The 12181-nt window shown below is 60.5% G+C and carries 7 protein-coding genes; 2 read left to right on the top strand and 5 right to left on the bottom strand.

Annotation, left to right across the window (positions count from 1 at the left end; translation table 11 throughout):
• Positions 1-4: 4 nt before the first annotated feature.
• Both OMP40_RS37170 and ypfJ read right to left on the bottom strand, forming a co-directional pair.
• Positions 5-2935: an RICIN domain-containing protein gene (locus OMP40_RS37170; protein WP_277539111.1), complete on the bottom strand. Its 2931-nt coding sequence runs from the start codon at positions 2933-2935 to the stop codon at positions 5-7.
• Positions 2936-3858: 923 nt separating this feature from the next.
• Complete coding sequence (ypfJ, locus tag OMP40_RS37165; RefSeq protein WP_277539109.1) at positions 3859-4689, bottom strand: KPN_02809 family neutral zinc metallopeptidase; 831 nt, start codon at positions 4687-4689, stop codon at positions 3859-3861.
• A gap of 310 nt (positions 4690-4999) precedes the next feature.
• Here ypfJ and OMP40_RS37160 point away from each other — a divergent pair, with 310 nt between their 5' ends.
• The gene (locus OMP40_RS37160) at positions 5000-6262 is read left to right on the top strand and encodes a TraB/GumN family protein (protein WP_277539105.1); all 1263 of its coding nucleotides are present in this window, start codon (positions 5000-5002) and stop codon (positions 6260-6262) included.
• Positions 6263-6360: 98 nt separating this feature from the next.
• Here the strand turns inward: OMP40_RS37160 and OMP40_RS37155 are convergent, their stop codons facing one another.
• The 3 genes from OMP40_RS37155 to OMP40_RS37145 all read right to left on the bottom strand — a co-directional run bounded on the left by OMP40_RS37155 (position 6361) and on the right by OMP40_RS37145 (position 10487).
• Positions 6361-6714, bottom strand: coding sequence for a stalk domain-containing protein (locus OMP40_RS37155; RefSeq protein ID WP_277539103.1), 354 nt, complete (start codon positions 6712-6714; stop codon positions 6361-6363).
• Positions 6620-7852 (bottom strand): RCC1 domain-containing protein, encoded by a 1233-nt coding sequence (locus OMP40_RS37150; RefSeq protein ID WP_277539101.1) that lies wholly within the window; start codon positions 7850-7852, stop codon positions 6620-6622. The genes OMP40_RS37155 and OMP40_RS37150 overlap by 95 nt, the downstream gene beginning before the upstream one ends.
• 184 nt (positions 7853-8036) lie before the next feature.
• On the bottom strand, positions 8037-10487 hold the full coding sequence (locus OMP40_RS37145) for a glycoside hydrolase family 31 protein (protein ID WP_277539099.1): 2451 nt from the start codon (positions 10485-10487) through the stop codon (positions 8037-8039).
• A gap of 661 nt (positions 10488-11148) precedes the next feature.
• Between OMP40_RS37145 and OMP40_RS37140 the strand changes: the two genes are divergently transcribed.
• Complete coding sequence (locus OMP40_RS37140) at positions 11149-11838, top strand: hypothetical protein (protein ID WP_277539097.1); 690 nt, start codon at positions 11149-11151, stop codon at positions 11836-11838.
• The last annotated feature ends 343 nt before the right edge of the window (positions 11839-12181 follow it).

Below are 12181 nucleotides of genomic sequence, written 5' to 3'. Positions count from 1 at the left end.
CCCGTTAAAGTCTTGGAGCAGCCACTGTGCGGCGGTCCCGCTCTCTTGGGCAAGCGCGATCGTACCGCCTTGGTCGACGAGCCAAGCGTCCCCCGCTGCCGATCCGCGTATAAGCGGTATCGTCGAAGACCGGCGTCGCCGTGTCCGTATTCGCCGCGCCGCCGTCGTCCGGCGTCTCGTAATCCGCCGGCGCCGCCGCGAAGCTCCATCTCGCCGTTCCGAACGAGACGGGCACGAGTCCGCGCTCCGCGTAGCCCGCGGCGTTGTCCGTATGGACGTATTCGTCGTCGTAGCCGGCGGCGAGGCTGCGGATGAGCCATTTGCCCGCGGACGACGCCGAAGGCTCGATCGACCAGCCCGCGGCCGCATCGGCGCTGTCCGCGGCCGGCAAGCTCTCGATATACCGGTAATCCGGCGTCAGCGTCATCCGGTCCCCGGTCGCCCGGTTTTCGACAAGGACCGCGCCGTCCTGCCGGACGAGCCGCCAATGGCCGTAGCCGTTGTTCTCGGCGACATTGCCGTACAGCACGACGCCGCCGCGGTTTTCATAAAGATACTGTCCGTTCGCTTCGTTCTGAATCCGGATGTAGCCTTCCGGCAGCGCCGGCGTCAGCTCGACGGGCTCCGCCTCGAACAGCGCGCTGTCCGCGAAGCTGCCGTCGCCCGACTTGACGGTCTTGCTCACCTTCGCGCCGCCTGTTCCGTCCGCGTAAATATAGTGGCCGGCCCAGCCGCTGCGGATCGCGGTATATCCGCTTTCGGAAGCGGCCTCCAGATACCACTTGGCGCTGCCCCACGATTCATACACGACCGCTTCGGTGCCGAGCGGGATATTGGGCGCGTCCTCCGACTCGTGTCCCGCCATGTTTTCCATCGCGATATAATGGCCCGTCTCGACGTTCTTCAGGCGCTTCGCCCCGCCGCCCGCATCCTCGACGTACCATACGGCGCGCATGTCGGCGCCGGTCGCCTCCCCGTAACGCACCTTGCCTGCGGCATCGCCTTCCGTTTCCTCGAAGAGCGACTGCCCTTGCTTGTTCGTAAAACGCAGGTACGACGGTCCCGCGTCGTCCACCGGAATGAGCGTCCAGTGCGGACTGCCCCAGTTTCGGTTGATCTGGGCGTACTCGGCGTACTTGTTCAGGTTTTGCAGGTTGACCAGCTTCTGAATCTCCTGGTTTTTCACCCGGTCCGCCACGTTGTAGATCAGCTTGGAGCCGCCCGCAAGCGATTCGACGACCCACACCGCGCTCGTCCAGTCGTCGGAGACGTCGGTGACGCGGATATGGCCGCCCGTCATGTTTTGCAGGTTGACATAATGGCCCGTGGCGCGGTTTTTAATCCGCTTGCGGCCCTGATACTTCTCGATCAGCCATTGATCCCGGCCGTCCGATCGCGGGTTGCCGTATTTCAAATCTCCGCCGTCGTCCTCGTACCAGACGAAGGGCTTCCACTCGTTCTGGATGCGCACGTACTGCGGCGTGCCGTCCGTCCGGGCGGACGGATCCTCCAGCAGCCACTGCACGGCGTCGGCGTCCGGATCGGAGGCGCCAGTACGCAGGACGCCGTCCTTAAGCAGCAGCAGGCCGGAGCCGTCAGCGGCGGCGATGTTCACGTAGTCGTCGTACATGTCCGATGGCGCGAGCTGCCATTGATACACCGCAGACGTCACCGACCCGGCGGGGCTTACCGCCAGCGGATCGCCGGAAGCGAGGTAACCGCCCGTCGCCGCGTTGCGGAGACGCTTCTTGCCGTCCTGGTCCTCGACGATCCACTGGTAGGCCGGATCGTCCTCCCGGCCGGCAGTCAGCGCGCCGTGCTTCAGGAAGCCGTCCTCTCCTTCATAGAGATAATCCGTACCGGCGTCCGCCGCCGTATAGTTGACGATGCGGACCGGCTTCACGTCGTAGGCGGGCGCGATTTTCCAGTGCGCGTTGCTGCGTCCCGCGTTGGACCAGTCGTTGGACCGCGCGTACGTATCCTCGAACTGCGTATTCAGCACATAGGCGGGGTGACCCGCGCTTGAGATCGAGACGTAGCCACGCACGGGATCGCCGTTCTCCGCCGCGGCGGGCGCGATCGTCCAACGCTGGGGCTCCGCGGCGGAGGCCGGGGCCATCTCGATCCTGCGCCAATAATTGTCCGCGTCGAACTGCTCGATATAATCGCCGGTGGCCCGGTTCCGGAGACGTACGACCTGCGCCGTGCCCGCGTCGCCCGATTCGACTTCCACGTACCATTGCGCCTTCGGATCCGTCGGGTCGATCTTCCCGAAGGCGACGACGTTGCGCGTACGCCCGTCTTCCGGATTCGCCGTCTCGTACAGGAATTGACCCGCCCTGAATTCATTCAGGATCAGCACCGGCTGCAGCGTCTCCGCCGGCTCGAACATCCATTGCGGACTCTCGAACGTAATGTTGATGTCGTTGCTGGCTTCGGCATAACCGAGCTGGTCCTCCTCGTGAATGACCAGGTTCGCGCTCGGATCTGCCGTCGCGCTCTTGATGACCTTGTAGCCCGGCCGGCTCGCATCCTCGATGAGCCACTGATCGGCAGCCGTGCTGACGGCGATCTCGCGGGCGACGAGCGCATCCCGGCGCTTCGCCGTCTCGGCGATCGTGATGTAGTGGCCGGTGGCGCGGTTCTGGATGCGCGTCCCGCCATCCGCCGGCTCCAGCCGCCACTGCGAAGCGGCATCGTCCAGCGCCGTGCGGCCATAGCGCACGATGCCGTCCGAGCCTTCGTACAAATAGTTGCTCTGCCATTTATTTTTGATGCGTATGTAGGCCGGCGCAGCGGCGCCTGCGCCTCCCGCGTCCGCATCCTGCATACGCTGCGGCTCCTGCTGCGCGTTCTCCGCCGCGAACGCGGGCATCGACGTCAGCATCAACAGCGCCGTCATAAACGCCGCGAGCCATTTTTTCCAACTGGACATGGTGTGGTGGCCTCCCCCATAAAATGGAATCCCCCTCATCGTAAAATGAAAACGATTCCATGGCGATGTGCGTTTATGGGCGTTCTAGGCGCAAAATTACGAAGTTGGAGATCAGGCGCTGTCGCTCGATATAGAGAAAGTTTGTAAATCTAAAAATGCTCATCTTCGGCACATCGATCGACTTTGGCGCTCCGTTAACCGGAAACATTGACCCGCATGGGCCGCGTACCATCGCCCGCGTATTGTTTAACCACGTATGGTCACCCACGTATCGTCACCCGCGTACCACCGCCCGCATATCGTCGCCCTTGTCTCGCCACCCCCGTACCACCGCCCGCATATCATCGCCCATGTCTCATCACCCCCGTACCACCGCCCGCATATCGTCGCCCTTGTATCGCCACCCGCGTACCACCGCCCGCGTACCGTCGCCCTTGTCTCGCCACCCCCGTACCATCGCCCGCATATCGTCGCCCTTGTCTCGCCACCCCCGTACCATCGCCCGCATATCGTCGCCCTTGTCTCGCCACCCGCGTACCGTCGCCCGTGGCGTTCCTTCGCTGCAATTCCTGCGAATATACATCTTTTTCACTAATATCGGCTCTTTTGTTCAAAATACATGCAAATGTGCAGGTATTTTCCTTCATCAGCCGGATTTCCGGCTTGTACTTCGCATTTGCCTGCATATTTGCAGGTATTTCGTCCAGCGTCACGCGTCGGCAGAAAATACATGTATAAATGCAGGTTTTTTGGACCCGCCCCGCCAAAATTCCGAAAAGCTTAAACACGTCGATAGCGCGCTTGCCTGTCCCCGCCTCGCCGCCGCCCGAATTAGGAAGAAATCACAAGAGAGCCGCCAAAAAAAAAGCCGCCGGGAATTCCCCGGCGGCCCTCGCTCGAACTTCCCGCCAACCCGCATCAGCCTACAAATTTTTCGCGCTAAACGTGTCCCCGCCCTCGATCGTGCCGCTGTCAAAGCCCTTCTTAAACCACCGCATCCGCTGCTCCGACGTGCCGTGCGTGAAGCTCTCCGGCACGACGTAGCCTTGCGACTTTTTCTGGAGCGTGTCGTCGCCGACCGCGCTGGCCGCCGTGATGGCTTCTTCGAGGTCTCCCTGTTCGAGCACGTTCATGTCCTGCGCGTGATGCGCCCAGACGCCCGCGAAGTAATCCGCCTGGAGCTCGGTTCGCACGGATTGGGCATTGGTCTGCTTGGCGCCCATGTTCGTCGTGCCGAGCAGCGTCTGAACGTGATGTCCGACCTCGTGCGCGATCACGTACGCCATGGCGAAGTCGCCAGGCGCCTGGAACTTCGTCTTCAGCTCGTCATAGAAGCTGAGATCGATATACAGCTTGTGGTCGCCCGGGCAATAGAAAGGTCCGACGGACGAACCCGCGGTGCCGCACGCGGACTGCACGCTGTCGTTGTAGAGGACGAGCGTCGGATCCTCGTATTTTAATCCTTTTTCCGCAAAAATCTGCGTCCATACGTCCTCCGTATCCGCCAGGACGACCGATACGAACTGGGCCAGCTCCTCTTCCTGCTGGCTTCCCTGATAAGGCGTATCGCTGCCGGAGCTCGTCGACGTACCCGTCATATTGTTCAAGATGCTGCCGATGTCGCCCCCGCCGAACAGCAGCGCGATCACCAGCACGACGATGCCGCCGATGCCGCCGCCGACGAGCTTGCCGCCGCCGCTCATGCCCCGCCGGTCCTCCACGTTCGCGCTGCCCCGTCTTCCTTGCCATTGCATATCGGTTTCCTCCTGCCGTAGTTTAACGTCCACGCCGTCTATCGCTTTCTTCGCTTGCGATGCCCGACTGCTTGCTTGGCGAATGGCCTTCGAGCCGCCTGCGAGTTGCTTAATAGCTCTTACCCGGCGACCCGGCGCGCGCAACTGCACAATCGTACCATGTCCCAGGACCGACAAATGCGGACCAGCAAATCTGCTTTCTCTGTTTCATATTTCCTAATTCTGTATACATTCAGATAGGATTAAAGATTTATCATCATCGTTTCAAATCAGGCAGCCGCCAAATCAGACGGACAGGAGTGTTGTACAGTTGAAAAAGCTCGGAGCTCTCTTTCTTTCTCTCATCCTGGCAGTAAGCGTCTTTTCCGGCGCGGCCTCCGCCGCCGCCAAACCTGTCAGCGTCTGGATGGACGGCGCGGCCGTCTCGTTCAAGCAAGGCGCCCCGATGGTCGAGAACGGCACGACGCTCGTGCCGCTGCGGCCGCTGATCGAAAAGCTCGGCGTGAATCTTTACTGGGACAGCGAAACCCAAACGGTAACGGGAACGAAAAGCGGGTTATCCTTCGCCCTGCAGGTGGGCAACGATACGGCCGTCGTCAACGGCGTCGTCGAGGCGCTCGATGCGGTTCCGCGCATCATCCGCGGCACGACCTACGTCCCGCTGCGCTTCGTCGCCGAAGCAGTCGGCTATAAGGTCACCTGGGACGCGAAAAACAACGCGGTGGCGCTGGCGCCTGCCGGTCAGCCCGGGGGCAGCAAGGGGTTCCTCTGGAAGGCGGAGAAAAATGGAAACACCGTCTACTTGCTCGGCTCCATCCACGTCGCCCAAGCGAAAATGTATCCGCTTCGCGCGGAGATCGAGGCCGCATACAAGGCTTCGAGCTATCTCGGCGTCGAAGTCGACATGACGAAAGTAGACGCGGACGCGATGGAGAAGCTGGTCGAGGACAAGGGTACTTACAAGGATGGAACGACGCTGAAAGATCATGTTTCCGCCGAAACGTACCGGGCGCTCGTCGACATCCTGATCGCGAACAAAATGCCCCTCACAGCTTTCGATCAATACGAACCTTGGGTCGTCGCTCAATCGCTTCCTTCTTTGCAAGGCGAAGCCGACGGCTATCAGGCCAACCTCGGCATCGACGTCTATCTCATGGGAAAAGCCGCTCAGGACAACAAGTTGATCGTTCCGCTGGAGTCGGCGGAAAGTCAGTTGGACATGTTCGATCGCTTTTCTCCGGCCCTCCAGGAAGCGCAGCTGAAGGAAGCGATCGACGCTTACAACCTGCCAAGCGCCCAAGGCGGCGCAGCGATCGATGCGCTCACGCGCATGTGGGTCACGGGGGACGAGGACGCGCTCGTCGAGATGACCAAAGCGTCCGAGGAAAATCAGGAGTATTATAAAGCGCTCATTATCGACCGCAATCTGACGATGACGGGCAAGATCGAAGGCTACCTGAACGACGACCAAAACGTAACCCGCATGATCGTCGTCGGCGCGGCCCATATGCTCGGCAATGACGGGATCGTCACGCATCTGAAAAACGACGGCTATACGGTCACGAAGCTATAAACGGAAGGAACGCCGTCCGGGCGGTAAACGGATAAGCGCTTCTGCGCAAAAAAGAATCGGGCCCCGCGTGGAAGCCCGATTCTTTCTTTTGCCTTGCGTTAAGCCTGGCGGCTCAAGCTAAGCTCGCCCGACTTGGCGTTCCAGACGACCGCGATCCCCATCTGCTTGAACAAGGAGGCCGGTACCATGACCGCGCCTGCCGACATATACGGTTTGCCGGCCAGCGTCGCCGGCGAGCCGTCGAACGTCGCTTGCGCGTCGTTGAAACGGAAGACGGCCGTGGCCTTGCCGAGCGCGATCTCATAGGCGCCGTCCTGCGTTGCCTGGAAGGTCCCGCCAAGCGAACGTACCGTATCCTTAAGCGGCACATAGACGCGATCCGCCGCCATCGCCGCCGGATAGCCCGAGGCGAGCGGCTTGCCGTCGACCTGTACGCCGATCGCCGGCAGCACGCGCGCAGGCTTGTATAGCATCCGCGCGTCGTTCACGTTGGGGGGAACCCGCCTCGAACCATTGGTTTCCGCCGATGCCCCACAGCCTGCCCAGCGAATCGATCCCCAAGCCGTGATGATAGCCGGCGGCGATCTCGCGAATGCCGGACCAGCCGCCGATCTTGCCCGCCTTGCCGGTCAGCCAGTTGTTTGTCGTCCACACCTCGCCTGAAGCGGTACGAATGAGCACGGAGCCGAAGCTCGCGATCTCCGCTTCTTCGGCCTTGAGCGTCGACGCAAAACGCGTCGGCTTGCCCTTAACCTTCACCGCCCCCGGCTTGGCCTGCTGGTAAAGCGCATTGAAGTCCAATTGCGCCTGCCACGCCCGGCCCGCCGTATCGACGCCGACGAGCCGATCCTGGTAGGCGGACAGCTGCTTCATTGCCGGAAAGCCTGCGAGGCGCGCGGGGGTTAAGATCGCGAGCCCGCTGCCGCCGGACTCGCGAATCGCCCCGAAGCCCCAGACGGCGCCTGCGCCGTCGATCGCGTACACGAGATCGCCGCCGGCGGTCATGCTCGCGAAGCGATAGGTGCCCGCGATCTGCGCGACGGCGATCTTGGGCTTGTCCCCTGCCTGCGGCTCGTACGTCCACCTCCACAGCGTGCCGTCCTTCTTAAGCGCGAAGCCCGGCACGGCCGCCTTCGCGTCCTGCAAGCCGGGGATTTGCGTCGGCAGCGTCGTGCCGCCCTGGACCGCGCCTCTCGAGCCCCACTCCCAGACGGTTCCGTCCGTCGCGACGCCGGCCTGCGTGCCTGCGCCGTTCGTCGAGATCGCGGCGATCGCCGGCAGCCCGAAGAGACGGACCGGCCTGTCGATGTCGCTCGTGACGCGGGACTCCAGGACGCCGAGCTCGCCGAACAGCGTCCGGCCCCAAGCCCAGACCGAGCCGTCCGCGCGCAGGGCGGTCGAGTAATAATCGCCGGCGGCGACTTGAACGAAGGCGTACGGGTTCGTTGCGGCGATGCCCGGCGCGGCTGCCGGCAAAGCCGATGAAGCGGCTGCGGTCTTCGGCGCAACTGCCGAAGCGACGGCGCCTGAAGGCAGAAGAAGCGCTGCGGCCAGCAGCGCGTGCGGCAGTCTTCTTGCTATAATCGACAATCCAATCCCTTCCTCTCCTCTTACAGCCTGTTAATAGGAATAGACGCGGGAGATCCGCCAAAAGTTTCCTGACAGACAGAAAACGGTCTCCGGCTGCCGTGCCGGAGACCTGTACACTTCGTATATTTTTGTCCGGACCGTGCGTGCGCGCTGCCCGCCTATTCGTCCCGAGCCGGCAACTCCATTAGAAAAGCCGCAGTTCGAAATTGCCAGCCGCGCCTTCGACGACTGCGTAAAGCTGCCGGGTTGCAGCGTCGTATGTCCATTCTTGCAGCGTGGCGCCAGAAGCGATCGCTTGCGCGGGCGCCGAAGAAAGCTGCCGCACCACGATCCGGAGCGTCTGCTTGTCGGCATTCGCGTCCGAGTCCTCCTTCTGGCTCTCGTGCGGCAAGCCATCGTGCGCCGTCTGGCAGCGCAGCTTGCCTGCGCCGTTTTGCTCAGACCAGTTGAACTCGCGAAGCCGATATGCCCCTTGCTCGTACGCATACGTCCTGCCGTCGTCTTCATACAGACGGAATTGGCCGTCTCCTCCCGCATATACGGTCAGCGTGATCGGTTCTGACTGCGCGGTTGCGTCGTCCGCGTACATCGCAAGCGGTTGCTCCGCAAGGATCCCGCCCGCGCGGACGTACATCGGCATCGTCGCAAGCGGCGCGTCCGCCAGGATCCAGCGGCCGCCTTCATGTCGCTCGCCCGTCCAGTAATCGATCCAGACGCCTGCCGGCAAATAAACGGCACGCGAGAACGTGCCGGGACGCAGGATCGGCGCGATCAGCAAGTCCGGCCCGAAAAGGAACTGATCGCACAGGTTATAAACGTTCGCATCGTCCGGATATTCCATAAGCAGCGGCCGCACGATCGGAAGTCCCGATTCGGACGCCTCGTAGAACAGCGAATACAGCGTCGGCATAAGCCGATAACGCAGACCGATATAGCTGCGACAGATGTCTTCCACCTTTTCCCCGAACAACCATGGCTCCTGCCGGATCGTATCGATGGCGCTGTGATTGCGGCAGAACGGAGTGAACGCGCCTGCCTGCGTCCAGCGCGCGAGCAGCTCGCCCGTCGTATGGTGCGAGAAGCCGCCGATATCCGGTCCCGCGAACGCGACGCCCGAAAGACCCAGATTAAGCACCATCGGAATGCTCATCGCGAGGTGCTCCCAGTAAGCCCGGTTGTCGCCCGTCCACACGGTCGCATACCGCTGAATGCCTGCATAGCCCGCGCGCGTCAGAACAAATGGCCGCTCGCCGTTCAGGTGACGCTTCATGCCTTCCTGCGTCGCCTTCGACATGAGCATGCCGTACAAATTGTGCAGCTCGCCGTGCGTCCTCGGATCTCCGTTGTTGGCGTGAACGACGTCGAGGTCCATCGTCTTGGACTCGTTGAAGACGGACGGCTCGTTCATATCGTTCCAGATGCCTTTGATGCCGTGGCTCGCGTAATGAACGTGAAGATCGCCCCACCAAGCTGCCGCGCCGTCGTCCGTAAAGTCCGGGAACGCGCTCGGCCCCGGCCACACCGGTCCGATGAAAATGTCGCCCTCGAGCTTGCGGCAGAAGTACCCGTTCTGGACGCCTTCGCGGTACGGACCGTAAGACGGGTCCTTCTTGACCCCCGGATCGACGATCGGAACCAGGTTGAAGCCGAGCGCTTCAAGCTCCCGCATCATCTCATGCGGCCGCGGGAACGCGACCGGATCCCAGGTGAACACCCGATACTCGTCCATATAGTGGATGTCCAGGTACAGGACGTCGCACGGAATTTTTTTCTCCCGGAACGTCCTCGCCACCTTCAGCACTTCTTCCTGGCTCATATAGCTGTAGCGGGATTGCTGATAGCCGACGGCCCACTTCGGCGGCAGCGGCGTGCGCCCGGTGAGCGCCGTGAGATGGCGGACGACGTCCTTGAGCGTCGGTCCCTGGACGATATAGAGATCCAGCGCGCCCTTCTCCGCCGAGATCTGATAGCGATCCGCGCGAGTGCGCATGTCGAATGCGGTACGTCCCGGGTTGTCGAGCAGCACGCCGTAAGCAGGGAGGCCGTAGCGGAAATGAATGCTCCACGGAATCGACTGGTACAACGCCTCGATATCCGGCACATGCGGCGCATACACGTCGCTGTTCCACATCTCGTAGCGCTCGCCCTTTTTATCGAGGAAACCCGTCTTCTCGCCGAGCCCGTAAAAATGAGAGCGATCGTCCATCGCAAGCAGCGCCGTCTGCGACCGCTTCTCGTTCCATTCGATGCCGAGCAGGTTGGCCAGCAGCCCGCCACGGTCGTCATAGACCTTAAGGCTGAACGGCGACTTGACGGCGACCGCCCGCAGTCCCGGCGAATCGATTGTGTAAGCCTCCTCGTCTTCAGTCAACGCGCTGTCCCCAGGTCCGGCTAGCGGCAAGATGGCGGGCGTCGTGCCGAGATCGGGAGCGTTTTCGCCGAAAAAGACTTTGAGTCTTAAAATGCCCGCCGCGACGGGGACGATCGCCAGATTCGCGTTGTCGCCGTATAGAGTAACGGCTCCGTCTTCCAACCGTGCGGCGCCGGTCAATCGCCCGATCCGGCTCAGCGAGTGCTTGAACGGGTCCTTGCCCGGACCCTGATGATCGGGATGAATCTCTTCGCTAGTCAACATGCGATGCGACACCTCTGCTTACTAAGATTGCTCCATCATAGCAAACGCCGTGCGGACGCGTAATAAGCGGGACTACGCATTGTATGCGTAGGATTACGGAGGTGAAATGTTCCCGGATAGGAACTACCCTCCCTGCTGTCCATGCCCCTCTGTCGCAGAAGTCCCAGTTAGAAACTAATTCGTCTACCTACCGCATCGCTCTACCGCAGAAGTCCCGGACAGGAACTAACCAGCCTACCCGCCCAGCCTCTCAGTCGCAGAAGTCCCGGATAGAAACTAATCAACCTCGCCCCAGTACCTCTCAGTCTCAGAAGTCCCGGATAGGAACTAACCAACCTCGCCCCAGTACCTCTCAGTCTCAGAAGTCCCGGATAGGAACTAACCAATCTCGCCCCAGTACCTCTCATTCGCAGAAGTCCCGGATAGGAACTAACTCGACTGCCTAGCGAGTCGCAATGTCGAAGAAATCTCGGTTAGAAACAAAAGTTGCTTCCCCTTTTGCACGCCGAACCTGAGAATAAATCTCTGTCTTGTCTACTCCGGCAAAGTCAGGTAAGCTAATAACTACAGCAATTGATATGCAGCCTGAAGCACAGGCCGTCTGCTCCGAAGCTATTCGGACGGGCGGCCTTTTATTTTGTTACCGAGGGGGGCATTAATCGTGTCAGACCGCTTGTTCGAGACGGCTTATCAGGAAATGATGGCAAAGGCGATTCGTAGCAGTAAAGGCGAGCGAAAAAGGAGACTGAAGGACTGCGACAGATACAACGAAAAGTTAGCTCTCGAGAGCGTGTGGTGGCCGGCTGTCGGAAATCTCGATTATATTTTTCCAGAATACGAAGTGGCTGACTTCAATGGGGTCGTTCGATTTGTTGACAATGCCTATGTACCGCCAGGCGCTTACAGAGGTATGTTCGTGGAATCGGATGCTTACGGAACTCATTATAGAGACGTAAACAGGTACAGGTTTGCGGATAATCTTGAGCGGCAAAATCTCTTCCTCATCGACGGCTGGCATATTCTTCGATTCAGTAGGGACGACATGTTGGAAAGACCGAAACGCTGTCAGCAAACGTTATTAATGGCGATGGCAACTTGGGGATATGGTGGCAACGGAGCTAACGCGCTTGAATTAAATCTGATTGAACGTGCGATACTGCACTGGTGCGGCAAGCAGAGAAGCACGATCAAGATCAAAGAGGTAATGACCGCACTCAAAATCGGTCATCAAGCGGCTTTTGCGGGACTGCAAGCCTTGGATGCGAAAGGGATCGTTAAATCAAACCGCACGCCTAGCGGTCGAATTACAAGTTACGCAGTACTGCCCAAACTGTATAAAAGTTTAATGTAATGGAAGCTTCGGCAGGTGAAAGACTGTGCGTGCGGGAACGCTGGATCGTCTGCTCCTAGGCGAGACTTTTGCGGAAGAGCGCCGAGCGAGTTAGCTAGTTTCGTTCCTAACCGAGACTTCGGCGGAGGCGCAATAGCGCAGGATGGTTAGTTTGTTCTTAACCGAGACTTCGACGACCGTACGATGGCGCAGGATGCTAGTTTGTTCCTAACCGAGACTTCGGCGGAGGCGCAAAGCGCAGGATGGCTAATTTGTTCCTAACCGAGACTTCGACGACCGCGCGATGGCGCAGGATGCTAGTTTGTTCCTAACCGAGACTTCGGCGGAGGCGCAATAGCGCAGG

The sequence above is a fragment of the Cohnella rhizosphaerae genome, assembly GCF_029525575.1.
Taxonomy (GTDB): Bacteria; Bacillota; Bacilli; order Paenibacillales; family Paenibacillaceae; genus Cohnella; species Cohnella rhizosphaerae.
The sequence above is the reverse complement of the archived record's forward strand: the minus strand, read 5'-3'. Positions and strand labels throughout refer to the sequence as shown.